This window comes from Alishewanella sp. HL-SH05 (assembly GCF_052655985.1).
The window spans coordinates 579,961-605,677 of the sequence record NZ_CP199753.1; the positions used below are offsets into that span (position 1 = coordinate 579,961).

Here is a 25,717-nt window from a genome sequence, read left to right on the forward strand (position 1 = left end):
GCTGTGTTAGCGCAAGTTAATGGCATAAAGCGCCAAGCCTTGCATTTGCTGCTGGCGCAAGCCCTTTAATTGCTGACAAATAAGTTGTTGATAGGGTTTAAATGCAGAATGAACCTCTACGCGTAACAGCTGATCTTGATACTTTAGTTGCTGATCAGCCTGCATGTCGAAGCTAGCACATTGTTTAAACTGTGCAAACTCAGGTAACAGGATGCTTTGGCAGTGCAGACTAAAGGCAATAGCTAACCCCGCTAAATCGGCATCACCAAAATACAGGCTAGGTTTACCGGTGTGTTGCCATGCGTCGTTCAGGGCTTTGCCACCGGTACTATAGTGGCTATCGCCCCGATAGATCACCAACGGGTTTGGGTAGCGGTGGTGTAAGCGAAAGCGCGTGAGCTGATAAAAACAATCGAGGTTTTCGACGATGACTAAGGCGTCATACTCGCTTAGCTGCAGCTCACGCCAATCAAGATCAACGGTTGCTATGGTTAACCCCGTTTGCGAGATGGCAGTATTCAGCCTCAGCAATACTCTGTTTTGTCGCGGGCTTGCCCCGGCACTTTTCAGCTCTTGGTTAGCGTACTGAGCTTGCTGCAGCCGATCTTGCTCACAGACCTTAGCGCGAAAACAGACTTGCTGTAATTGCAATTGTGCTTCGGCAATGTGTGCCAATAGCGGCAGAGTAAACTGCACAACGGGTAAGTTGGCGCTGTGGCTTGGCAGTAACTGTTGCTCGATACACCAAGCAATAACCTGTCGAGCGACTTTGCCCTTGCTGCTAATGGCAACCTGACCATCGCGCTTAAGGCGCTGCTCTAGCTGTGCCAGCCAGTTCAGCGCCTGTAAGCCGAGTGCCGCCTGCATTAGGCTGCCTTTAAACCAATATTAATATCGCGGATCAGCAACAGGCCGTTAAAGGCACTGGCTGGGGCTTCTTCGCGTGTGATGCTAAACATCTGTTTTTCATCTAGCGGTAACGCCTGATATTCGGCTATGATCTGATACAGCCAGATCTCGCTATCCCAGCTTAATTGCTGAGTGCTCAGATAATCTAAGGCACTGATCTTGCCGCCTTGATCAATCACCCTCAGATAGAAGTTTTCAACATCCGTTTTTAGCGCTTGCTGACGCGCAGCAATTTCTTCGTCTTGCAGCAGCAAGCTAAAGCTGGCGCTTTGTGTATCGGTTATGATCACGCTGCTTGGGCGTGGTAGCGCTCTGACTAATTCTGCCAGCACTTGTCGCTCTGTGGCCTTATCTAGCGCAATGGCGGCTTGCGGTTTAATACTGGCAGCTTGGTTAAACAAGCTAGGCACGTCACTGCGATGAGGATAATCAGCAGGCTGATATTTAGGGTGCTGCCGTAAAAACGCGGCCATATTGGCAATTAACAACGAGCGTGCTTGCTGTTGGCGGAATTTTGCCAGCAATTCGACCAAGCGTTTTTGTACTTCTAACAAGCTGCTGTGATGCGAGCTGAGTTGGTTTTGCAATTGACTGACCAGCAGTTTTCGCAGGTGATTATTCCCTTCCGACAACTCAATCAGTTCGTGAAAGTCGAGTAAATCTAAACCATCGAGCAAGCGGCGTAATTGTTTTTGCGCGCGTTCGTTTTCACGAATTTTATCATCGAGGCTACTGACAAAGCCAAAGTCGCTGTTAAGCCGATGCCATAAGCTGTCGATGGCTTCTTCAAACTGGCCACTTAAGTCATGCACATGTTCGGTTAAGCGTTGCAGTTGTAGCTCGGCCACGCTGTAATCGCCTTTAAACTGGGCATCACGATAGGCTTGTACTCGGTTGCGGATCTGCTCTAGCTTTTCAGCAACGTCGGCATTGATCTGACGGCGGTTTTCATCAGCCACCATACTGGCAATTAATTCACTAACTAATGGCCGTAGCGCCAACGGTTGCTGTTCATCTGGGCGCCATAAGATGCGCGCGGCAATCAGTTTTTTTAACGCCCCTTCGCTAAAAGCACTTTCGTCAATAAAGCCATCGACATAACCTTGCATCAAGGCTTTATGATGCTTGCCCAATAACGCTAAACGTTCAGCGCCGATGCTAAATAGGTTCGAGGCGATTGCCGGTTCTAAAGGCGCCATTAGATCAGCGCCTCTTGAGTGGGGGTGTCATCAACCGGTAAATGCTCTTCATCGCGGATAAAACGAATGAGATCAATAAGGTAATCAATTTTACCGGTAACCACATAGTATTGGCGTTCAGCGTGAGGTTGTAATAAGTAACCGTGCTCTTTTAAGCGGCGGAAAATCAGTTTAACCTGGTTATCTAACTGCTCGCTTTGGCTATTGAAAAAGCGATCGCTGGCAAGCGTATTTAAACGCTGGCGCAAGCTTTGGTTATCTTCGGTGCGCAGCACAAACTCTTGCAATTTAATTGTATCACCGGCGGTCAGCGCACTGTCGCGGCCTAAGGTTTCTTGCACCAGTTGTAGCCACTCTAATAACGGCAGCAAAGATTGTACGGTTAAAGAAAATTGGCTGCTTAAGTGTTCACGTGCCTCTTTAGTTAGCTCATGAAACCCCAAGAAATACACACTGTGATCATCGTTACTGACTAAGCGGCGATTCAGTGGGCGCAAATAATGATTAATCTCTTGCTGCGTTTGTTCCTGGCTTAAATGTCGATAAGCATCTTCATCAGTGATCTGACAAATAAAATCACCGGCCAGCAGGCGCTCTAATAAAGGTCCATGTTGTAACATTAGCTTACCTCCTGCTGTTTCTGGGCTAATCGCTCGGCTAAACGACTGACTTTCGGCTGAATGCGTTTAAGCTGGCGCTGGCTTGGATCTTGTTGGCTCGGCTCAATTAAATAGCGATGTTGAAACAGCATTAACACGTCGGATTCTGGATTAGGGAAAGCACCCACAATGACAATATCGTTGCTGCTACAGGCCGCAAACAGTTTTTCGACGTTGTGATAGGCCAAGGTGCCAATTTCATCAATAGGCCAGTGGATCATCACTTTAGCTTCGCCACGTAAGAGACGGGTGAACGCTAATAAGTACTTACATAAAATCAGGTAAGCCATACCATGACTAGACGATTCAAGCAGTTGCCGATCGTTTTTAATGACTAATTCCGAGCCCCCTTCGCTTAAATGTAGCTCTAACCTGAGCAGCGATTCGATGCTGTATTGCTCGTCAGCGCGCAGTAAATCGACCACATCAGCTAAGGCATTCAAATAATGTTCTGATGGCAAAGCCTTACCTGACGCCGCCCAATCATCATACAATTTGGCGAACTGTTTCAATGGCTGCCAAAAGCCCAACTCGTCAATGGTTGATAAAATACGTACTTCAGAGCGGCTAATACCTTCTAGTACCAGATCATCCGCCACCGCTTCACTTAAACGGCGGCTTTGCAGCGCAATACGGCGGTTAATATCACTAAACACCGTGAAGAATTTCTTTAAATCGCCGCCAATGTTCTCGCCCATTTCAAGTAACTGCTGTTGCGCGCCTTTTAAGATTTCTAGCAGGTTTTGCAAAATAGGCAGTTGTTGGCGTTTACCGGCGTAATCCGGCAATTTGCGTTTTTCATGCTCGAGCCGGTCTAAAAACTCTGGGCCAGCATCTTTGCTCAGCACGGTTTCAAATTGCTCGAAGGCAAATTTTAAAGCGCTATCCAATTTGCTTCGCTGCTCTAAGGCTTCATTGGCGCGAGCTAAGCGCTCAACACTGTCGGCAGACGGTGCCATGGATGAAGGGGTAATACTGGCTAAATGCAGTTCTTGCAGTTTAGTGAGTACCGGTTTTAATTGGTTAAGTAACTGCTCTGCTTGGCTCATCAACTCTTGTTGCTGGCGTTTTTGTTCTTCCAGCTGCTTTTGGCGAGCACTGTATTCTGCTTTTAACTGCTCTAAAGCTTGTTTACCGCTGCGTTGTTGTTGTTTTAATTCGGTTTCTTGAGCGAGCAACTGGGGCCGCAATTGTTGCCAATCCAGCGCCATAAATTTTTGCCAATTATTCAGTTCATCATGACGATTCTCTGTGGCTTTGATGTCAGTTTTTAGCTGATCTTGTTTTTGCTTCAGCTCAGTTAAACGACGCGGATCAATGCCTTTTGCCGATAACTCTTCATTAAAGGCTTGTTGCAGATCTTTAATTTGGTTTTTGTTATCGTCGCGTTTGTGCTCAAGTTGACGCTCTAATTCGTCAATTTGTTCATCAAAAACGTATAACTCTGCTTGCCAGTCGGTTTTTAATTCAAGCTTTTGGCTTTGATGATCTTCTTTTAGCGCGCCTAAATCAGCTTGTTGCTGCTGCTTTAATTTTTCCAGTTGTTGCTGCTGGCTCTGCAACGTATCGCGCACACTGCTTTGCCGTTGTTTGGTTAATTCGCGTTGCTGTGCTTGTAAACGATTGCGAGCGTCACGGGCATAGTCAATGTTTTGCTCAGATTGAGTGAGTTGCCACTCGGCTTGCTCCACTTGAGCACGACACAACTCGGCCTGTTCGAAACGCTCTTTTAATAGCTTTTCGGCTTGCAGTTTGCTGGCCTGGGCTTGTTGTAGCTGTTGCTCCGCCGTTTGAATATGGTGGCGAATGGCCGCTTCATCTTGCGCATAATCAGGGGTATCAATGGCGCTGAGATCGACCTTTAAACCATAGAGGCTGTCGCTCAATTCCGCCAAATGCGGCTGTAAGTCTTGGCGTTCTAGTAAGCGCTCATCGATCACCTTGCCTAGCTTTTGCTCCCAGCCGTTATAGTGCAAGCGCAAGTAGTGGCGCAAACTACCTTGTTCCGGCGTCAGTTGTCGGTTGAGTTGCTGTAATTGTTGCTCGGCGCTATGCAGCCCCTTGCGGCTTTGCTCTAACTGCTGATTAGCCTGTTCACGCTCTTGCCGAGCCTTTTGATGCTGTTGTTGCAACTGCTGGAGTTGCCGAGCTTGTTGCTGGGCTTGCTGCTGGGCTTGTTCTAAACGCAGTTCGGCCGCACGCAATTCATCGTGTTCAACTTCGGTGAGGGGGGAAGTATTTAACTGGCTTTGAAGTACTGCAATGGTACTGCTCAGTTGCGTTAGTTGTTCAGCAAATTGTTGTTGGGCTTGTTGTAGGCGGCTTTGAAAGCTTTGCTCGAGTAGCGCCAGTTTGTTTTCTTGCTGCTCCCGAGTCTGGTCTTTTTGCTGCTGTAATTGCCGTGCTTTGGCACGATGCTGCTCACTTAAGCGATTAAATGCTTCGGCCAGTTTGGCTTTGCGCTGTTCTAATTGCCGTTCTAAATCACCATGCTGTTCCACCATTAATTGATACTGCTCGACCACTTCTTGCAAGGTGTCGCGCCACAGGGGTAGGGCATCAGTATCACGTTGCAGCTTAGGCATATCTTTGGCGTCATAATCATCGAAACGCTGTTGTAACTGATCTAAACGCGCACTGGTTTCATGCAAATCGGCTTCGGTTTTACTCAGTTTGCCATTGTGCTCAAGTTGCTGTGCATTAAAGTGTTCTTTTAATAACAGCAGTTCACCCCGTAACTGATTAACCTGCTGTTCGGCATCGGCCTTACGCAGTTTCTGCTGTTGCTCATCTTGTTGTAACAGCGGTAACAATGCACTGAGCTGCCCTTCGGCGCCATCTAACTGCAGTGCTAATTGCTTTAAGCGCTCAAAATCTTGTTGTAGCTTGTCCAACCGCATCGACTGACGCATTTGTTGGATCCACTCGCGCGCCTTGGTGTTTTTAACCTTAGTGGTAGGTAAGGTGACGCCATCTTCCTCAAAAATGGCGGCTAGCATGGCTTTTAGTGTATCCATTTTGCCTTCTTTGGCATGCACGGCACTCACCAGCTTTTCAATGTGGCGCAATTTATGGCCACTGCTAACCAAACTAAAGGTGGCAGCTAAGCGCCTTAGCTTTACGCTATCGGCGTTGTTACCACGCAATGCCGCCGCATCATTTTGAATAATACTGCGGTACTCGCTGGTGGCACTGATTTTGGCTGACACTTGCACATCCGGCCGAGCACGCATGGCGCTGGCCCAATCGCTGTAACTGAGTGCTTTTACGCCTTCATCGCTTTGAGTTAGGTAAAAGTCGCTTTGATAAGCCGCGGCCACTAAGCGATAGTCAACACCGCCTTCGCTTTTTCGGGTCAGTACCACTTGGCAAATATCACCGCTCTCGCGCTGATATTCATAAATTAAGTAGCTGTTAGAAAACGGCAGGTAAAACTCATCGAATTTTTTACGGGTTTTCGGTACTACGCGGTTGGGTTGCTCACCATAAAATACCGGCACTAAGCGTTGTAAGGTGGTTTTGCCTGAGGCATTGGTACCACAAATATTGGTGTGTTGATCCAACTGTAATTCGACCACACCGGGCAGGTGGGTATGGATTAACACAATACGAAGTAATTGAGACATAGCGCATCCTGTCGGCGGCGCGAGAATACTGCGCCGCTATCTGCAAGTTATTGCGGCTTATTATCCACGGAATAGGGCTAAATACCAGTTTCAATTCGTGCCAAGTGGCGACAGGATCTGTGCCTGACCTGCAGTCACATTATTCATTTGCTCGATAAAATCGCTTACAGCCGGCTCAGGTAGGCGCACACTAAGCTCAACTTGGTGCGAGTAGTGCTGTGTGAGCACTTCGCCGGCGCATTGTTGCAACAGTTGTCGCAGCCTTGCTTCATCGGCAAAGGCTAGGCTAAGTGTCAGTTCGCGCTGTGGGCTTATCGTGGTGAAGCTTGCCAACGCTGTGGCTTGCGACACTGCAGCTGAGTAAGCGCGCACCAGGCCACCCGCACCCAGTTTCACCCCACCAAAATAACGCACGACCACAGCAAGCGTATTCCCCAATTCGCGCTCAGTTAGTACATGCAACATCGGTTTACCGGCGGTGCCGCTGGGCTCACCATCATCGCTAAAGGCTTGGGTTAAAGGCTGGCGAGTATTGCCTATAATATATGCCCAGCATACGTGATTAGCATCTTTGTAGCGTTCACGATAATGCTGCAGCCACTGCAAGGCCTGCTCACGATCAGTGACCGGCTGCAAAAAGGTCAGAAAATCACTGTTCTTTTCAGTGAGCCGATGCTCAACCGGCGCGGCCAGGGTAGTGTAGGTGGTCATGTTTGCTTAAGCTAACTTCTTGTGCTCAGGTGAAAAGATTATATCGGATCTTGTTGCTACGATTCTCCCGTTAATTGCTTTGGATCTAATAGCTCCTTCAGCTCATCCCTGCTTAACTCAGTCAGTTCCGCCGCCACATCAATAATGGGGCGTTGCTGCTGATAAGCCTGTTTGGCAATCGCAGCGGCTTGGTCATAGCCAATTTTACTGTTGAGTGCGGTCACCAAGATCGGGTTTTTCGCCACCGTTTGCGCAATATGCTGCTCATTAACCGTAAAATCCGCTATGGCTTGTGTGGCCAATGCTTGGCAACTGCCACTGAGTAAACTGATGGCTTCTAAGAGATTATCGGCCACCAGTGGCAGCATCACGTTTAACTCAAAATTACCCGATTGCGCCGCCATGCTAATGGCGGTATCACAGGCAAACACTTGCACAGAAGCCATCGCCACCGCTTCGGGGATCACCGGGTTGACTTTACCCGGCATAATCGACGAACCCGGTTGCAACGCCGCTAAACTAATTTCGCTTAAGCCCGCTAACGGGCCAGAATTCATCCAACGTAAATCATTGGCAATTTTTAACAGCGCTGCGGCCAACGTTTTTAAACTGCCTGATAAGGCGAGCGCACCATCTTGCGAGCTTAAATTAAAAAAGAAATTAGCGCTGGGCGTTAAGTGTAAGCCGGTTTGTTGGCTGAGTTGTTGTGCAAACAATACTGCGAAATCTTTATGCGCATTAATACCTGAACCCACGGCGGTGCCGCCTTGCGCTAATTGGCTTAGCAGCGGCACTTGCTGCTGTAACTGGGTTTGCGCATGACTTAGCTGACTGTGCCAGCCGCCGAGCACTTGCGCAAAGGTCACCGGCATGGCATCCATTAAATGGGTGCGACCGGTTTTAACAATATGACCTATCTCTGCAGATTTTGTGTTAATTGCCTGTTTTAAGGTCTGTATTGCTGGAAATAGCTGCTGCTCTAACGCCAATAAGCTACTCAATTGTATCGCCGTGGGGATAGTGTCGTTACTGCTTTGGCCTAAATTGACCTGATCATTGGGATGAATGTGCTCACCAGCTAATTGGCTCGCCAAGGTCGCCAGCACTTCATTCACGTTCATATTGCTACTGGTGCCCGAGCCGGTTTGATAGACACTGACGGGGAACTGGCTTAAATCAGTGTTACTGAGTAGCTTTCCAGCCGCCTTGACAATGGCATTGGCCTGAGCGGTGTTTAACAATCCCAATTGGGCATTGCTGTGGGCTGCGGCTTGTTTAATTTGCAGCAACGCTTGAATAAATCTGAGCGGCAGCGTTTTTGGACTGATTTGAAAGTTTTGCACGGCGCGTTGTGTTTGCGCTTGGTAAAGCGCGCTGCTTGGCACTTGTAACTCGCCCATGGAATCGCGTTCGGTGCGGGTAGACATAGTCACTCCTGTTATTGAAGGATGCCCTTTAGCCTAGCTGTAGTGTGCTGAAGATGCCAGGTTGGCCTGAGTAGGGTTTAGCACAAGCGTGATACCTCAGGCGTTTGGGAAGCGCTGTAATAATCAGGTTAAGGCTCGTTCAATTCCTGAGAGTTGCGGCTAAATACCGGAATGGTCAGTTGCCATTTAATGGCGGCTAAGCGCAGTAATAGCAGGCTTGCCATGCCGGCGAGCATGGCATAAATAGGGGCGATATGCAGCGCCAATAGGCTGGTATACACCGCACCACCAAAAATACAGGTAAAAGCATACAGCTCGCCGCGAAACACCATCGGGATCTCCCGGCACAGTACATCCCGGATCATGCCACCACACACGCCGCTCATGGTGCCGAGCATAATGGCCACCATGGTCGAGGTGCCGTGATCCAACGCTTTTTGCGTACCCATAATCACAAAAAAAGCCAGCCCAATGGCATCGGCAATTTGTAACGTATTATTGGGAATGGTCAGACGATTACGAACCAGTAAGATGGTGGCGCCGGCTGCGGCAAAGATGGCAAAAAAGTAGCTGTTGTTGTTCATCCAGATCACGGGCACATCTAAAATGAGATCGCGCAGTGTTCCGCCGCCAATGGCGGTAACGGTGGCTAATACAATCACGCCGAAGCCATCCATGTGATTACGCCATGCTGCCAAAGTACCCGACACAGCAAATACAGCGATGCCTAATAAATCGAACCAATGGAAATAGTCTGTCACTGCGTTATCCGTCCTGTCTGGTATGGCCTGCGGCACGTATTTTAACATTGATGGTGCTGTGGCAACATCCTTTGCAGCAGATCGCAGCGTGTTAATCTAACAAATACATAAAGGTCGAACCTGTGTCGACAAAGCGCATGACTTTTCGCGGCACATCGCCTATGGTAGGCAAGATTTTTTTGGGGTTGGTTTGAGTATGCGAAAGAGTAAACTGTTATTGGGCATTGGCTTAGCCGCAGTGGTTTGCGTGGCTATCTATCAGTATGTTAATTACAAAGCGGCTAAGATCATTGGCCAGCAAATTGACTATATTAACCAATCTTATGCTGAAATGGCGTCTGCTGGCTTGATGCCTGGGCTAAGTTTGAGCTATCAGCGAATTAAAGCCAATTATTGGCAAGATGATTACCGGATTGAAGGTGTTCAAGTTGATGTGGCGGCCGTCGGTGTTTTGGCGGAAGTTGCGCAGCTAAAAGTACGTGGCTTTGAGCCGGGTACCTTAGCCGATAATGGTCAGGTATCGATTGTGGGGTTAAAACTCTCTGACGGGATGCAGGTGTTTTTGCCGCCCGAGTTGGCTAAACTCGCCAAAGGCTTATTAATCAATACGGATTATCAATATCATTACTCGGGGAAAAGCGGCAATTTGCGTTTAACGCAGCAATTGTATATCGGAGAGGGCCTCTCGGTAAATTTTCAATTGCAGATGCAAAAGATGCAGCGTTTTTGGCAGTTTGCCAAACAGTGGACTGCGATGGACGCTGAAACGCAGCAAGTATTTAGTCAGTCGGATGCTTATAGTCAGCAGCTGACACAAGCCTTAACCGAAGGTTTAGTGGCAGAGGGGCAGTTAAGTATCGTTAATGCGGGTTTTTTACAAGCCTTGTATCAGGCGCTTCGTCAAACTGAGCAAACGGCGCAAGTGGAAGCGTTAAAAGGGCAGTTAGAGCAGTTTTTAACGCAGCATCCCAGCTTACCGAGTGCCATTAGCCAGCCGCTATTAGTTTTTTTGGCCGATCCGCGCACGTTAACCTTTCAATTTAAATTAGAACAACCGTTAAGTTTTGTGCAGTTACAGCAAGGTGAGTGGCCAGAGCAGGTGCAAAGCGCTGAGCAGATGTTAGAGTTTGGCAATATGCTATTACAGGTCAATCCAGAATAGTGTCACAAGCAGCGTTATGGTGAGCTGCTTGTGACCAATACCGTTTTAGCCTAACCAGGGTAAACGGGCTTTGCGCTGCGCTTCAAAGGCAGAAATTTCTGCAGCGAGTTGTTCGCTGGAGCCGATAAAGTCTAAGCCACTTAATAAGCGTTGTTTAATATCAGGATCAATACTAAATCCCATTGCGGCGTTATTACCAAACATAATTTCTTGGCTAGCTAAATCGATCTGCCATTGTTGCGGCCCTTGGGCGCAGCGTTTAAACAGCAGTTCAATATTGGTTTTGCTTAACTGAATTAATAACATGCCGTTATTCACGCTGTTATTAAAGAAAATATCGGCAAAGCTCTCGGCGATAATCACTTGAAAACCATACTGTTGCAGTGCCCAAGGCGCATGTTCGCGGCTTGAACCACAGCCAAAGTTTGCTCGGGTTAACAAAATAGACGCGCCTTGGTATTGTGGGAAGTTCAGCACAAAGTCGGTATTCGGGACGCCGTCTGCCACATAGCGCCAATCATAAAATAGCGCTTCGGCAAAACCATCACGGCTGACTGAGGTTAAAAACTGTTTTGGGATGATCTGATCCGTATCCACATTGTTTTTATCTAATGGGCAGACTAACCCGGCTTTAAAAATCTGACTCATGCCCAGTCTCCTTGTGTGATATTAACAAATTTACCGGCAATCGCCGCGGCCGCTGCCATGGCAGGGCTAACTAAATGGGTGCGTGCGCCACGACCTTGGCGGCCTTCAAAATTACGGTTGCTCGTAGAAGCACAACGTTGACCGGCTTCTACGCGATCGTCATTCATGCCTAAGCACATGGAGCAACCGGGTTCACGCCATTCAAAACCAGCAGCTTTAAAGATATCGGCTAAGCCTTCAGCTTCGGCTTGGCGTTTCACAATACCTGAGCCAGGTACGACTAAAGCGCGCACGCCCGCTGCAACGGTTTTGCCCTTAATCACACTGGCAGCGGCACGTAAATCCTCAATGCGGCTGTTGGTACAGCTACCAATAAACACCACATCCACTTGGCAATCCGTTAATTTTTGACCGGCACTTAACCCCATATACTGCAGCGCTCGTGCTGCGGCATCACGTTTCGTTTCGTCCGCAAAGCTTTCTGGGGCAGGCACAGGCGTATCTACGGAAATGACTTGCTCAGGGTTGGTGCCCCAAGTCACTTGCGGTGTGATATCGGCAGCATTAATTTGCACGGTGTGATCAAACACGGCATCGCTATCTGAATGCAGGCTTTGCCAATAACTGACAGCGGCAGGCCAATGTTCACCTTGAGGCGCATTGGCTTTATCTTTTAAATAAGCAAAAGTAACGTCATCTGGTGCGATCAAGCCGGCTTTTGCGCCCATCTCAATGCTCATATTGCACAGTGTCATACGGCTTTCCATGCTCATAGCGCTAATGGTATCGCCAGTAAATTCGGCAACATAACCATTACCCCCGGCAGTGCCGAGCTTACCAATGACCGCTAAGGCGACGTCTTTTGCAGTGACATGCGCAGATAATTGACCATTGATCTCGACTTTCAGGGTTTTAGCTTGTTGTTGTGGCAGTGTTTGTGTGGCTAACACATGTTCCACTTCTGAAGTACCGATGCCAAAGGCTAAGGCACCAAAAGCGCCATGCGTTGAAGTGTGCGAGTCGCCACACACAATGATCATACCCGGCTGCGTTAAGCCTTGCTCAGGGCCAATGACATGCACAATGCCTTGATCAGGATGGGTTAAATCCAAAATCGGGATCTGGTTTTCGGCACAGTTTTCGGCTAGCGCTTCAAGTTGTTTGCGCGAGGTTTCACCGGCGGCATCTAAACTGCGCTTTTGCGTGGATACGTTGTGATCCATGGTAGCAAAAGTCAGATCGGTACGTCGAACATGACGCCCAGCCAATTTTAAACCGGAGAAAGCTTGAGGTGAGGTCACTTCGTGGATTAAATGCCGATCGACATACAATAAATCGGTGCTGGCATTAATTTTACCCACAACATGGCTTTGATAAATCTTCTGATATAGCGTTTGGCCCATCAGTTGTTCTCCTGGCGTAAAGTGGCAACAATGGCAGCGCCAACGGCGGCCGTTCCATAAGTCGATTTCGGGTTAATATCGCGGGTAACAATGTGTTGCTCTAAGCAAGACTGCACTGCTTTCTCAATAGCTTGCGCCGCGGCTTCTTCCGCAAAGCTGTAACGCAGCATTAAGGCGACACTGAGAATTTGTGCGATAGGGTTAGCAATACCTTTGCCGGCAATATCTGGGGCGCTGCCGCCCGCGGGCTCATATAAACCGAAACCACTGCCGTTTAAGCTGGCAGAGGGTAATAGACCCAATGAACCGGCAATGGCCGCAATTTCGTCCGATAAAATATCGCCAAACAAGTTGTCGCACAGCATCACGTCAAATTGTTGTGGGCTACGGATAAGCTGCATGGCGGCGTTATCGATATACATATGCTCTAAAGTGATGTCCGGAAACTCTTTTGCTACGCGCTCCACGGTTTCACGCCATAAAATACTGGTTTGCAGCACGTTGGCTTTATCAATAGAGGTCACTTTTTTGCTGCGCTTGCCGGCGGCTTCAAAGGCGACGCGGGCAATACGCTCGATTTCTGGCACGCTGTAACGCTGAATATCAAAGGCGTCAACAGCGGTGCGGCCTTTCTCGCCGAAATAAATACCGCCGGTTAGCTCACGAATACATAACACATCCATGCCCAGCGAGCTTACGCGGGGGTGTAGCGGCGATAATTCCGCAAAGGCCGGATAAATTTGCCCAGGGCGCATATTACAAAATAAATCGAAGGTTTTGCGTAAGGGTAATAATGAACCTCGCTCTGGCTGACTGTCTGGCGCTAAACCGGTCCACTTAGGGCCACCGACCGAGCCAAATAAGATAGCATCACTGTTTTTACACAGTGCTAAGGTTGCCGCAGGTAAGGGCTCACCGGTTGCATCAATCGCAGCACCACCGACTAAGGCTTCTGTTAGGCTTAAGCTAAACTGAAATTTTTCTGCCACTACGTTTAACACTTTAATGGCTTCGGCCATCACTTCTGGGCCAATGCCATCACCGGCCAATACGGCGACTTTATAATGCTTGCTCATGCTTCACCTGCTGTTTGATTACTCTGAGATTCGGTATTTTTTGCTTGTTTATGGGCGTGGATGGTTTGCGCACGCTGGATCATATTCAGCACATGCACATAGGCCAGCACCGAGGCACGAACGATATCGGTGGCTAAACCCGCACCATGAAAGCGTTGTCCTTCATATTCCGCGGTAATATCGACTTGGCCTAAAGCATCTTCGCCACTGCCTTTGGCCGACAAATTAAAATCGACCATCTTGATCTGTAATTGGCTAATGCGCTGCACGGCTAAAAAAGCGGCTTCAACTGGGCCATTGCCTGTTGCCGCTTCGGTGACTATCTTACCATCACAACTTAAACCCACGGTGGCGCTGGCGACGTGGCCGGTATGCGTTGAGGAGCTTAAAAACTCAAGTTTGTAATATTCGTCTTGCTCTTGTAAGTTTTGGAAAAACACCAAGGCTTCTAAATCGTAATCAAATACCCGACCCTTTTGATCGGCTAAGGCCAAGAAGCTTTGATAAACCTCTTCTAATTGATAATCCTCTTTGGTGTAACCCAGCTCGGCTAATCGATGTTGAATGACATGGCGACCCGAGCGCGAGGTTAGGTTTAATTCGTTTTGTCGAATACCGACGTGCTCTGGCGACATAATTTCGTAGGTGTTCTGTGCTTTTAACACGCCGTCCTGATGAATACCCGAGCTATGGGCAAAGGCATTTTCACCGACAATGGCTTTATTCGGTTGGATCGGCATATTACAAATTTGGCTAACCAAATGAGAGCTACGATAAATCTCGGTGGTTTTAATATCGGTGTACAAAGGCGCTAACACATCTTTACGGGTATTGATGATCATCGCCACTTCTTCTAGTGAGCAATTACCAGCACGTTCCCCGATGCCATTGACCGTACATTCGATTTGGCGTGCCCCGGCTTGAATGGCACTGATACTGTTCGCCACCGCTAAGCCTAAATCGTTATGGCAATGCACGCTTAAGCGCGCTTTATCAATATTCGGCACTTTGCTTTTTAAGCTATGAATAATGGCAGCAAACTCGTTCGGGATGGTGTAACCGACGGTATCGGGAATATTAATGGTGGTTGCGCCGGCAGCGATGGCGCGTTCAACTATCCAGCATAAATCGTCAATCGGTGTACGTCCGGCATCTTCACAAGAAAATTCAATATCGTCGGTGTAGCGGCTGGCTAACTTAATGGCGGCGACAGCTTGTTCAGTGGCTTGGGCTAAGGTTTTACGCAATTTGTACTGTAAGTGTAAGGGCGAGGTGGCAATAAAGGTATGAATGCGGCGGCGCTCGGCATCTTTTAACGCTTCGCCACAGGCTTCAATATCAGCACTGACTGCGCGAGAAAGACCACAAATAACCGGCCCTTTCACTTCACGGGCAATACGCTGCACTGAAGCAAAGTCACCTGGGCTAGATACCGGAAAGCCCACTTCCATCACATCAACATTTAAGCGGGCAATAGCATGCGCCAGTTGAATTTTTTGCTTTTGGCTTAAGCTGGCGCGTAACGCCTGCTCACCATCACGCAAGGTGGTATCGAAAATCCAAATTTTGTTATCAGCACTCATCACGCTTTCCTTTTAATGGCCTTAGGCGTACAACATGCCGGAAGTCATAAAAAAACCCCGGCCAAGGCACGGGGTTTTCGTTTATCGGTAGTGAACGCTCACCAATAAGCACGACCCCGTGCAGCGCAGAGGAGCACGAGGAGTAGGCTAATGATGTAGGTCACAACTGAAGAATTCATTTACTGTATTGCTGCCTTATTTACAGAACGCCTTATTAATAGCATGGTTATTTTTGCAGTGCAACAGTATAGATGGCTAAATGGATAAAAACTTTGGTTGTAGATTGCGCAATTTTCAGTGTGTTGCCCAATTTTCGATGGGCTCTTTACTTAACCACGTTGCACCTAAGCCGCGACAACGTTAGATTAAGGCTTGCTGATTTTTAAGGAACGTCTTGTGCAAGTGAAACTGATTTTCTCGGCCCTAACCATGGCCACATTACTGGGCGCGTGTCAAAAAGCGCCAGAACCCGTTGTGACAACAGATGCGTGGTCGCCTTTGGCTCAGCGTTATGTCAGTTTAGTTTTGGCACTGGGTGAGCATGATAAAAGTTATGTCGATGCCTATTATGGCCCTGCCGAATGGGCAGAACAGGCTAAAACGGCTGGGCAATCAGCGGCAGATATTGCCACTGCGGGCAGTGCTTTACAGGCTGAAATTAGGGCGTTAAGTGCCACTGATACTATGTTGCGCTTACGCCAACACTATTTAATCACGCAATTAACCGCATTAATCAGCCATGCGCAAACGTTGGCGACGGGCAAGCGGGCCAGTTTTGAGCAACAGGCGCAACAACTGTATGACACCTTGCCCCCGCAACGTGAATTGGCCAGTTTTGATACTGTTTTAGCCGAGCTAGATGCGCTAGTGCCGGGCGAGGGGGATTTAACCGAGCGAGTGGTTGCATACCGCGCGGGCTTTGTGATCCCGCAAGATAAACAACAGCAGGTCTTTGAGCGGGCGATAGCTGAGTGTCAGGCTCGCACGCTCAGTCGCATAGATTTACCCCAGCAGGAGCGTTTTACGTTGGAGTTTGTCGAAGACAAACCCTGGAGTGGCTATAACTGGTATCAAGGTGCGGCTTATAGTCTGATCCAAATTAATATCGAGCGACCCATTGATATCTCGCGTGCGGTCGACTTGGGGTGTCATGAAGGGTATCCAGGACATCACACCTACAATGCGTTGTTAGAGCAGAAATTAAAAAACGAGTTACAGTGGGTCGAATTTAGCGTTTACCCCTTGTTTAGCCCGCAGTCGTTAATCGCGGAAGGTACGGCAAACTATGGTATTAGTATGGCGTTCCCTGGTGAGCAAAAGATGCAGTTCGAGCGCGATGTGCTCTATCCGTTAGCGGGCTTAGATGCTGCGTTGGCTGCAGAGTATGCGCAATTTTTAAAGTTAATGGCTCAACTAAGCTATGCCGGTAATGAAATTGCGCGGTTATACCTCAATGGTGAAATTGATGCGGCAACGGCACAAAGCTTACGCCAGCGTTACTTATTGCAAAGTGAAGCAGAGGCCAAGCAAGGCATCCGGTTTGTTGATACCTATGGCGCTTATGTGATCAATTACAATTGGGGCAAAGATTTAGTGAAGAACTATATCGAGCAAGGCGGCTCTGAAGATGAGCGTTGGCAGCGTTTTATGAGTTTGTTGTCAACGCCGAAGTTGCCGTCTTCTATTGCTTGGGAATAAAATGCTCGCCGTTGCCCGTCGCGCGTGTTTACATACGCGACAGCTTACTTAAACCGATAAACAGGAAATTGCATGGAACGTTACTTTGAAAGACTGATGTATGGCACGCGCTGGATCATGGCGCCGATATATCTGGGCTTGAGTTTATGCTTAATGGCATTAGCCATTAAATTTTTTCAGGAAATATTTCATGTTATCCCAATGATTTTTAGCATGAAAGAAGTAGAACTGATCCTGATCACCCTAAGCTTAATTGATATTGCTTTGGTCGGTGGTTTGCTGGTGATGGTGATGTTTTCAGGTTATGAAAACTTTGTATCGCGGCTCGATTTACACGGCCATGATGACAAGTTAGGTTGGTTGGGTAAGTTAGACTCTAACTCACTGAAAAACAAGGTAGCTGCGTCGATTGTTGCAATTTCGTCCATACATTTGTTAAAAGTGTTTATGAATACCGAATCAATCGATAATGATAAGCTCAAATGGTACTTATTGATCCACATTACCTTTGTGTTATCCGCTTTTGCGATGGGCTACTTAGATAAAATTTTGCGCGACAAGCCTGATGCAAAAGCCGTGAGTATTGACAATAGTAAACTATAATATTTAGCCAGTACTCGACATAACTGCGTTGAGTTAACAAGATTTTTGTATAACTCAGGCTAAGTAGCTACGAGTAGACCTATTTATTAGGAACGGTTTATGAATAGTTACTTTGCCTAACGGGTTGCTAAAGTGACAGCTTTTTTTACAGCCTGGTAAGACCTCTTTTTATAAACACATAAAAATCAATGGTTTAATATTTTGGCATTTATTTTGCAATGTTTTTTGTGTTGTTTCTTGTCATCTCTAAACAACCTCGAATTCTTAATCGTGAATAATGACCCATCAAATGATATTTGGAGTACAGATGAAACTTAAGGTATTAGCACTTTCGCTAGCATTTACCCTTTCAGCGGCTTTTTTACCGGTCTCGTCAGCTCATGCTGGTTTAATCAGTGCCGATTCTTCGGCTTGGAATTCAGCAGGTACGGGTCTTGCTAGAGATGCTAAGCTATTCAACGCTGACAGTTTTTATATTTGGAATAATGACACTAATTGGTTTATTCGCTGGACTTTTAGTAATCCAGCGCCAACTGGTAACACAATAAACGGCACTATTAATTTACCATCTGGCAGTCAATTGATTTTTCACTCATTTGAAAAGAACACCTATGACTCTCTAGATAAGTCTACGGGCAACTTCACTTCTTATGTTGCGGGTGGTTATCTTGATGGTTTCAACTTTACTCTAGCTGCGGGTGAAGTCTTCAATTTCGAAGTGTTTAAGTCAGGCGGTGGCGCTTTAAATTTTGACGTGTATAGCGGCTCTCCACTCGTTCAGTTTAGCTCTTTGAATAATGGCGATGGTATATTTTTAAGCAATGAGGTCCCAAGAGGCGCTGACACTACTGCAGTACCAGAACCCACTACTCTTGCTTTAATCGGTCTGGGTTTATTAGGTTTGGGTGCATCACGTCGTCGTAAAGCTTAATCATTCTTTATTCATTAAAAAACCAAAAGCGCGGTGATGCGGCTTTTGGTTTTTTTGTTTGTATTGTCAGTTTACCTGCTGCACTAAGTTTCAATATCGTTGCTATTAATAATACTTCAAGCCGTCAGCTTTACCTCTAAACGCATAATATGCCACCGCGGTATAGGCCGCAATCACCGGAATGACCACCACTGCGCCAAAGAAAATAATCAGTAGCGATTCCCGCGAGCTGGCCGCTTGATAAAGCGTCATTTGGTTTGGCACCACAAACGGATAGAAACTTAGAGCTAAGCCGATAAAGCTACTGATAAAGATCACGTTACAAATGGCAAAAGGCAACCAAGCACCGGCATCTTTTGGCAGTGGCAAACGTTTTAAGGCCAAATAACCAATAACAAACATGGCAAAGCACAACAACGGGATCGCAGCAAAGAAATAGGCTAATGGTGGTTCCGTCCATACTTGTAACACGTTGGCATTCACCATCGGGTTAATTAAACTCACAGCCAAGATCCCGCTTAGCGTTAACACACCCGCTATTTTACAGTGTTTAATGGCATGCAGTTGCAGCTCACCGCTGGTTTTGCCAATTAGCCAGGCATTACCAATCATCGCATAGGCGGCGGTAACACACAGACCGCTGAAGCAAGCGAAAATAATACTGCCCGTATGATACTGTAAACCCATCACATAAATGCCCAGCATAAAGCCCTGACTGAAGGTTGCTAACAGTGATCCGGCTTTAAAGGTGTAATCCCAGTACACTTTACGCTGAGTTTTTACCTTAGCCCGAAAGTCAAAGGCAACACCACGTAAAATTAAGCCGATGAGTAAAATGGCCGTGGGCAAATATAACGCATGTAAAATCGCGCTGTGCGCGGCGGGAAAGGCAACCAGTAACAAACCTACCGCCAATACGAGCCAAGTTTCATTGGCATCCCAAAACGGGCCAATCGAGGCAATGGCTGTATCGCGCCAGGCTTCGTTGCCCATCGGTAGGGTAATGCCGACACCTAAATCATAACCATCTAAAATGGCATAGAGTAAAATCGACAGGGCCGTCAGGCCACCAAAAACCAGGGCCAAATGTTCGGCCGTTAACCAATTCATCATGCTGAAGCTCCTGTGGCTTTGTCAGTGGCTGGCGCGTTTTCAGGTAAACCGGGCATCGTTAGGTCATACTCTTCTACTTCTACCGCACGCTTGGCTAACCAGAATAACGTTTTGATATAGAGCACCAGCAACACGGCGTACAGCACTAAATATAAGCCTAGGGTTAGCGCGACATGCTCACTCGGTACGGTAGTTACCGCGTCACGTGTTTTTAATAAGCCATATACTAAGTAGGGCTGCCGACCAATTTCGGTGACATACCAGCCGGCTAGGGTGGCGATCCAGCCCGAGAACGTCATACCGATAAGGAGTTTTAAATGCAGCGGTGTCAGCGTTTTATGCCTCACTAGTTTAATACTGCTCCACCAAGCCACTAGCAGCATCAGCATGCCGATTCCCACCATAACGCGGAAGCTATAAAACACTGGTGCTACCGGCGGGTGCTCGCCGACAAACTCATTTAAGCCTTTCAGTTCGCCATTTGGATCGTGCGTTAAAATTAAGCTGGCTAATTTCGGGATCTCAATTGCAAAGCGATTTTGCTGGGTTTCGGCATCGGGGATGGCAAATAACACCAGAGGTGCGCCTTTTTCGGTATGCCAAATACCTTCCATTGCCGCGATCTTTTGCGGTTGATGTTCTAAGGTGTTTAAGCCATGGAAATCACCGACCAATGCCTGAGTGGGCGCTAAAATTGCCGCAGTAAATAAAGCGGTTTTAAGCGTCAGTTTCGGGGCTTTTTTATTATCGCCACGCAATAAGCGATAGGCAGAAATACCGGCCACCAGGAAACAAACGGTGAGGGCCGAGGCCAGCAACATATGCATAAAGCGATAGGGAAAAGACGGGTTAAAAATAATCGCGAACCAGTCGGTGGCATGCACTACGCCATCGCGCATTTCAAAACCTGCTGGCGTTTGCATCCATGAATTCAGCACTAAGATCCAAAATGCCGAGAAAGTGGTGCCTAAGGCGACTAAAAAGGTGGCGAGGGTATGCGCCCAGCGCGGCACTTTATGAAAGCCAAATAACATGATGCCGAGCATGGTGGCTTCAAGGAAAAACGCTGTTAAGATTTCATACGCCAGTAAGGGCCCGGCAATATTGCCAATGGTTTCCATAAAACCAGGCCAGTTGGTGCCAAACTGGAATGACATGGTAATACCGCTAACGACACCCAGCGCAAAGGTTAACGCAAACACCTTGACCCAAAAGCGATAAGCGCGCATCCAAACGGGATGTTGCGAAAAATCGAAGCGTAATTTGAAGTAAAATAACAACCAACCTAAGGCAATGGTAATGGTTGGGAACAGGATATGAAAACTTATATTGGCCGCAAATTGAATACGCGACAGAATTAACGTGTCTAACATAACCACCTCAGCAATAGCCTATTAAGCGTCTTTTTTCGAGCGAAACTTTTCGGTAAATTCCAACACCTTGCCAACCCCAGAACCGAGCTTCATTAAGGTGTTTAACTTTTCTGGCGACAAGGACTGCAAGCTTTGCGTCCATTCGGTAATGTTTTCCAATAAATCATGGATTTCGGTAATGCGTTGTTGCGCGAAGCGTTCTTCTTTGTTGGCCGCTTCATCCATCATCATGTCGCGCAGTAATGACAACGTGGGATCCATCTCACGCTTTCGGCGCTCTTCAAATACTTTATTGGCCATATCCCAAATACTGCCACGGCAAAAATAGTATTCTTTACGATCACCCGCTTTATGTTGCACCTGCACCAGTTGCCAGCTACCCAGTTCTTTTAAACCCATACTGACGTTGCCACGGGAAATACCTAACAACTCGGCAATCTCATTGGCGCAGATTGGCTCTTCACTGACCACCAGCAAGGCATAAATTTGCCCTACGGTGCGGTTAAACCCCCAGCGACTGCCCATCTCACCAAAGTGACAAACAAAAGACTCAATCATTGGTGTCATTTGCATATTTTGTCCTTATTAAACTTTCAGAAATTTCTGAAACTATTGTACGCTCAGATTTTGATCCTGATCAATGTGTTTCTGGAAAATTTATAATAAGCCCTGTAAAGAGGCTGAAACTGGCGTGAAATCGTTGTCGGGAAGGGCTGACACAGTTGATTTTGTTCGATAAAGCATCAGTTGCGCGCTAATTAGCAGATAATTTCAGAAATCACTTGCAAAAGTGGCTGAGCTTGCATAATATTCGCGCCGTTCTGCTGGAACTAATCAGTACTCGTTGCCCGGGTGGTGAAATCGGTAGACACAAGGGATTTAAAATCCCTCGAGGGAAACCTCGTGCCGGTTCAAGTCCGGCCCCGGGCACCATTTTTATGCGCTTCCCCCCCTTTTTGTCACATTAATTTTTGTTTTTCATTTTCTGTAATGTCCTTATGTATTGCTTTTTATTGTTCTGCTTGTGTCTCTCGCTGTCACATCACGCGGCTTTAGAAAAGCTGAAGTTCATGCAAGTTTTGCTTTTATCACTTCAATCCTCGTTCATACGGTTCGTTTCGTACGACAAAATGTGACTCAACATTTCAAGGCTTAATAGCGATGTGGTCAGCGGCAGGCTGGTCAAATTGGCTAACTCGATAACATTGCCATTAGACGGGTCAGTGGTTGTTAGTATTGGATTTATAACAACATTGCCGATTAAAAAGCTGCTATACCGCGTATTTACTGCTAGAGTAAATGAATAAACACACCCTTTATTTTATGGGGTAGTTTTTATTGGCATAAACTATCTCTAAATGGATCAATGAGGCACCCTATGTTCAGGTCATTAAGTATTCAAAAACGATTGCTCAGCGCATTTGGTGCTCTCGTCCTGATGTTGGCGGGTTTAGGCTTTTATAACCTGAACACGATGTCAGATATTCGTGAGCGTGCAAGTCAAGTGGAAACCACTATCTTACCCTCGTTAATGAACTTGGCTGACTTAAATTTAAATGTTACCCGCTTACGGGTATTTACATTAAGGCTGATGCTGACAACGGATATTCGACGTGAAGGCGAAACCTTACAATTAGTTGAAAATGTCCGGGCAGAAGTTAAGAAAAACGTATCAGCTTATGAAAGTGTGATTACGCTTGATGAAGAAAGACAAGTATTCACCGCTTTTAAAAAAACAGAAGAAAGCTATTTAGGCATTCAACAGCAAGTGATTGATTTATTGAAACAAGAGGAAATAGGCTCTGCTTTAGACCTTTTGCCACAGATGAGTGTGCTAGCGAATAGCATGACCCAAGATTTAATAAAATTAACCAGTATAAACCAGCAAGCTGTTGCTGATACGCGTACTGCTTCGATAGATGCCTATGAAAGTGCTAAATGGGTTGTTATCTTTCTCATTGCTTTCGCGGTAATCGTTGCCATTGTTATCGCGCTTGTTATATCAAAAAGCATTAATCAACCATTATCGCAAGTCATTGAATCAGCTCAGTTTATAGCTGGTAGTGATTTAACTCGTGATGTATGTCGAGATGGCAATGATGAGCTAACCACACTGGCGCAGGCCATAGCAAAAATGCAAACTAATCTTCGCGAAGCGATTGGTCATATCTCAAGCTCAGCCAGTCAACTTGCCTCAGCCGCGGAAGAGTTAAACGCGGTGACCGATGAATCCTCTCGTGCTATTCAACTTCAAAATGATGAAGTGCAACAAGCGGCTACTGCGATAACCGAAATGAGCTCTGCGGTGGATGAAGTGGCGGCAACGGCCATGCAAACCTCAGAAGCGTCTATGCAATCCGCTGCTTTAGCGGAAGATGGCAGTAAAAAAGTACTGCAAACCCGTACGGTTATCGACAAGATGAATGCCGATGTCCGGCAAAGTACCAGTGTGATTAATGTCTTAGCTGATAAAGTCTCCTCGATTAACCAGGTATTAGAGGTGATTCGTAGCGTAGCAGAGCAAACGAACTTACTGGCACTGAATGCGGCCATTGAAGCCGCTCGAGCGGGGGATGCCGGCCGTGGTTTTGCCGTGGTTGCCGATGAAGTGCGTAGTTTAGCGCATCGCACTCAAACCTCGACTGGGGAAATTGAGTTGATGATTAATCAGGTGCAATCTTCGGTGAAAGAAGCCGTAAGTGCAATGGGCTTAATAAGCAGCAATGCAGATAATGCACAAAACGTGGCAATTGAAGCGGCCACGGCCTTAACACGTATTGCGGAAAACATTACCAGTATCAGTGATCAAAACCACGTTATCGCCAGCGCAGCCGAAGAGCAATCGAAAGTGGCGCGGGAGATTGATCGAAATATCATTACCATTAGCGATCTTGCCAATCAAACGGCAACTGGCTCGCATCAAACCACGGCCAGTGCTTCAGAGCTGTCTCGTTTAGCAACACAACTCAACGAGTTAGTTAGCCGCTTTAAAGTGTAATGCGCTAGATAGCGCCAGTTATGCTGGCGCTTTTTTAGGCACGAAACTTGTTCACTTCTAGCCTTAGCATTTTAGCTTGGTTGGCCACATCGTCACTTAATTGATTGGTTTTTACTGCTACGTCAGCAGTGTCCTCAGATAAGTCACGAATTTTTACTACATTACGATTGACCTCAGCTGCAACAGAGCTTTGCTCTTCAATTGCGGTAGCGACTTGAGTGGTCATGTCCATTATATTTGATACAGCGTTGGTAATGGTTTGAAGTAACTCACTGGCTGCCGCTGCTTGAGTTGCGCTTCGCCCCCCCTCGTCACCACATTCCTGCATGATCTTGGTAATGCCCTTAGTGCGTTCTTGCAGTTTTTGAATAATACCTTCAATTTGATGAGTCGATTGCTGGGTTCGCTGTGCAAGTGTTCTCACTTCATCTGCAACCACCGCAAAGCCTCGGCCGGCATCCCCCGCTCGAGCGGCTTCGATGGCGGCATTCAGTGCCAGCAAATTCGTTTGTTCGGCAATACTTCTGATGACGTCTAGCACTGAACCAATACTGGTACTGTCTTTTTGTAACTCAACTGCTGATAAATTGGCGTGTTGTAAACGCTCAGCAAGAGCATGCACATAGGTAACCGTATCATTAACTTGTTTCTGTCCTTTTTGTGCATGCTCATTGGCCGTTTGCGCGGTATTGGATGCGGCTTCCGTATTTGTCGCAATTTCCTGAATAGTTGCGCCCATCTCGGTTACTGCCGTCGCGACCATATCGGTTTCACCTTGTTGTGCTTGCGTCACGTCTGCGGTACTCGCTGCAGTCTTTGCAAGTTCAACCGTGACTTTATCTAATGTCTCCAAAGAATGATTCACTGATTTTACTAAATTTTGGACATCGGAAAGCAAGGAATTCATGTCCTGACCGAGTGCAGAAATTTCATCTTTACCAGTGAGTTGCAAGCGTAGGGTAAAATCTTTATTTGTTCGTATCTTTGCTAAATCGTTTGAGGCTTGGCTAATGGGTTTATTGATACTGCGAGCAATTAAACTTACCAAAGAGATCACCAAAAAGATGATCAGCACAAATAGGCCAAGGCTCAATCTATTGATTTTTTGCATAGCCAGCTCAAAGCGACTGCTAAGCTGCTCTGACATATCTGCAAGTAAGGTTTCTGTTGCTTGGATTTGTTGGCGCATATTCCCCTCTAGCCCTTCACTTGGGGTCAAACCTCGTTGCTGGAATAGCGCCACGAGTTGTTGAAAGACAGTCTGATAGTCGGTGTATAAAAGTGCTTCTGCTGGGGTTAATGTGGCGGATAACTGGCGGCTAAGTGTTAGGTGGCGCTCAGCACTTTCTTGTTGCAGATAGGTGATAAAATCTTTTTCAACAGATCGGATCTGCCAGTATAAACCTTGTTCAAAGGGACGGTCGCTCAAACTTTTGTGTAATGGTTGGCTAGTTTCCATCAAGCTTGCCATTAGCCCTTCTTTTGCAGTTAAGCCGATCTGTTGTTCAGTCAAAATTAACTGATCAAATGCTTGTGCATAAAGCTGAACTAAAGCGGCAAATTTTTGCGTTTGTTGTTGTTCTATCGAGAGTGACTGTAATAGCGCTTGCAGTTCAGTCATTTTTTGAGTGAGTTGTTGTTGAGTATCTTGATGTCGCTGTTGATAGCGTAATTCTTTTCGTAATAAAAAATCTTTTTCATGGCGCCGTAAGGTCAGCATGCCGCTATTCAATTCAGCGATGAGTTTATCTGCTTGAGATAGCTGACTTAAGGTTCGCTCTTGATATTGCATAAGGAACAACATAAATCCTAGGGCTGTTACGGCTACAGACGCGAT

At 46.9% G+C, this 25,717-nt stretch carries 20 protein-coding genes and 1 tRNA gene; 6 read left to right on the forward strand and 15 right to left on the reverse strand.

From position 1 onward, the window contains the following. Nucleotides 1–6: 6 nt before the first annotated feature. The 7 genes from ACUJFL_RS02540 to ACUJFL_RS02570 form a co-directional block, all read right to left on the reverse strand. Nucleotides 7–867: a DUF7281 domain-containing protein gene (locus ACUJFL_RS02540; RefSeq protein ID WP_226750437.1), complete on the reverse strand. Its 861-nt coding sequence runs from the start codon at nt 865–867 to the stop codon at nt 7–9. Further along, the gene (locus ACUJFL_RS02545) at nt 867–2,108 is read right to left on the reverse strand and encodes a hypothetical protein (RefSeq protein ID WP_226750436.1); all 1,242 of its coding nucleotides are present in this window, start codon (nt 2,106–2,108) and stop codon (nt 867–869) included. Before ACUJFL_RS02545 ends, ACUJFL_RS02540 begins: the two co-directional genes overlap by 1 nt. Beyond that, nucleotides 2,108–2,728: a hypothetical protein gene (locus tag ACUJFL_RS02550; RefSeq protein WP_226750435.1), complete on the reverse strand. Its 621-nt coding sequence runs from the start codon at nt 2,726–2,728 to the stop codon at nt 2,108–2,110. The genes ACUJFL_RS02545 and ACUJFL_RS02550 overlap by 1 nt, the downstream gene beginning before the upstream one ends. Then, the gene (locus ACUJFL_RS02555; protein ID WP_226750434.1) at nt 2,728–6,393 is read right to left on the reverse strand and encodes an ATP-binding protein; all 3,666 of its coding nucleotides are present in this window, start codon (nt 6,391–6,393) and stop codon (nt 2,728–2,730) included. Before ACUJFL_RS02555 ends, ACUJFL_RS02550 begins: the two co-directional genes overlap by 1 nt. A 90-nt stretch (nt 6,394–6,483) precedes the next feature. Continuing rightward, entirely contained in the window at nt 6,484–7,104 is a 621-nt protein-coding gene (locus tag ACUJFL_RS02560) for a YigZ family protein (RefSeq protein WP_445428417.1), read from the reverse strand. Nucleotides 7,105–7,160: 56 nt separating this feature from the next. Beyond that, complete coding sequence (locus tag ACUJFL_RS02565; protein ID WP_226750433.1) at nt 7,161–8,531, reverse strand: class II fumarate hydratase; 1,371 nt, start codon at nt 8,529–8,531, stop codon at nt 7,161–7,163. Between the two features lie 128 nt (nt 8,532–8,659). Further along, complete coding sequence (locus ACUJFL_RS02570) at nt 8,660–9,292, reverse strand: trimeric intracellular cation channel family protein (protein ID WP_226750713.1); 633 nt, start codon at nt 9,290–9,292, stop codon at nt 8,660–8,662. 196 nt (nt 9,293–9,488) lie between these two features. Here ACUJFL_RS02570 and ACUJFL_RS02575 point away from each other — a divergent pair, with 196 nt between their 5' ends. Further along, nucleotides 9,489–10,454, forward strand: a complete 966-nt coding sequence (locus ACUJFL_RS02575) for a hypothetical protein (RefSeq protein WP_445428418.1) — start codon at nt 9,489–9,491, stop codon at nt 10,452–10,454. 45 nt (nt 10,455–10,499) lie between these two features. On the opposite strand, the gene leuD is transcribed toward ACUJFL_RS02575, so the two are convergent. The 4 genes from leuD to leuA are packed head-to-tail and all read right to left on the reverse strand — an operon-like array spanning nt 10,500 to nt 15,164. After that, nucleotides 10,500–11,102, reverse strand: coding sequence for a 3-isopropylmalate dehydratase small subunit (gene leuD / locus ACUJFL_RS02580; RefSeq protein WP_226750431.1), 603 nt, complete (start codon nt 11,100–11,102; stop codon nt 10,500–10,502). Continuing rightward, nucleotides 11,099–12,505 carry a 3-isopropylmalate dehydratase large subunit gene (leuC, locus tag ACUJFL_RS02585; RefSeq protein ID WP_226750430.1) on the reverse strand — a complete coding sequence of 469 codons (1,407 nt, stop codon included), beginning with the start codon at nt 12,503–12,505 and terminating at the stop codon, nt 11,099–11,101. Before leuC ends, leuD begins: the two co-directional genes overlap by 4 nt. Continuing rightward, entirely contained in the window at nt 12,505–13,581 is a 1,077-nt protein-coding gene (gene leuB / locus ACUJFL_RS02590) for a 3-isopropylmalate dehydrogenase (protein WP_226750429.1), read from the reverse strand. The genes leuC and leuB overlap by 1 nt, the downstream gene beginning before the upstream one ends. Further along, on the reverse strand, nt 13,578–15,164 hold the full coding sequence (gene leuA / locus ACUJFL_RS02595; protein ID WP_445428419.1) for a 2-isopropylmalate synthase: 1,587 nt from the start codon (nt 15,162–15,164) through the stop codon (nt 13,578–13,580). The genes leuB and leuA overlap by 4 nt, the downstream gene beginning before the upstream one ends. A 396-nt stretch (nt 15,165–15,560) precedes the next feature. Here leuA and ACUJFL_RS02600 point away from each other — a divergent pair, with 396 nt between their 5' ends. The 3 genes from ACUJFL_RS02600 (at nt 15,561) to ACUJFL_RS02610 (ending at nt 18,396) form a co-directional block, all read left to right on the forward strand. Further along, nucleotides 15,561–16,862 carry a hypothetical protein gene (locus ACUJFL_RS02600; protein WP_445428420.1) on the forward strand — a complete coding sequence of 434 codons (1,302 nt, stop codon included), beginning with the start codon at nt 15,561–15,563 and terminating at the stop codon, nt 16,860–16,862. A gap of 72 nt (nt 16,863–16,934) precedes the next feature. After that, the gene (locus tag ACUJFL_RS02605; RefSeq protein ID WP_226750426.1) at nt 16,935–17,465 is read left to right on the forward strand and encodes a TIGR00645 family protein; all 531 of its coding nucleotides are present in this window, start codon (nt 16,935–16,937) and stop codon (nt 17,463–17,465) included. Between the two features lie 307 nt (nt 17,466–17,772). Beyond that, entirely contained in the window at nt 17,773–18,396 is a 624-nt protein-coding gene (locus ACUJFL_RS02610) for a PEP-CTERM sorting domain-containing protein (RefSeq protein ID WP_445428421.1), read from the forward strand. 105 nt (nt 18,397–18,501) lie between these two features. On the opposite strand, the gene ACUJFL_RS02615 is transcribed toward ACUJFL_RS02610, so the two are convergent. Genes ACUJFL_RS02615 through ACUJFL_RS02625 form a run of 3 tightly spaced genes read right to left on the reverse strand, consistent with a single transcriptional unit; the run spans nt 18,502 to nt 21,455 of the window. Then, nucleotides 18,502–19,506 (reverse strand): cytochrome d ubiquinol oxidase subunit II, encoded by a 1,005-nt coding sequence (locus tag ACUJFL_RS02615; protein WP_445429056.1) that lies wholly within the window; start codon nt 19,504–19,506, stop codon nt 18,502–18,504. Further along, nucleotides 19,506–20,882, reverse strand: a complete 1,377-nt coding sequence (locus ACUJFL_RS02620; RefSeq protein WP_226750424.1) for a cytochrome ubiquinol oxidase subunit I — start codon at nt 20,880–20,882, stop codon at nt 19,506–19,508. The genes ACUJFL_RS02615 and ACUJFL_RS02620 overlap by 1 nt, the downstream gene beginning before the upstream one ends. Before the next feature lie 21 nt (nt 20,883–20,903). After that, entirely contained in the window at nt 20,904–21,455 is a 552-nt protein-coding gene (locus tag ACUJFL_RS02625) for a GbsR/MarR family transcriptional regulator (RefSeq protein ID WP_226750423.1), read from the reverse strand. A gap of 273 nt (nt 21,456–21,728) precedes the next feature. Between ACUJFL_RS02625 and ACUJFL_RS02630 the strand changes: the two genes are divergently transcribed. Both ACUJFL_RS02630 and ACUJFL_RS02635 read left to right on the forward strand, forming a co-directional pair. Next, a tRNA-Leu gene (locus ACUJFL_RS02630) sits at nt 21,729–21,815 on the forward strand. Between the two features lie 445 nt (nt 21,816–22,260). Then, nucleotides 22,261–23,880 (forward strand): methyl-accepting chemotaxis protein, encoded by a 1,620-nt coding sequence (locus ACUJFL_RS02635; protein WP_226750422.1) that lies wholly within the window; start codon nt 22,261–22,263, stop codon nt 23,878–23,880. 34 nt (nt 23,881–23,914) lie between these two features. On the opposite strand, the gene ACUJFL_RS02640 is transcribed toward ACUJFL_RS02635, so the two are convergent. Further along, nucleotides 23,915–25,684 (reverse strand): methyl-accepting chemotaxis protein, encoded by a 1,770-nt coding sequence (locus ACUJFL_RS02640; protein ID WP_226750421.1) that lies wholly within the window; start codon nt 25,682–25,684, stop codon nt 23,915–23,917. Nucleotides 25,685–25,717: the final 33 nt, after the last annotated feature.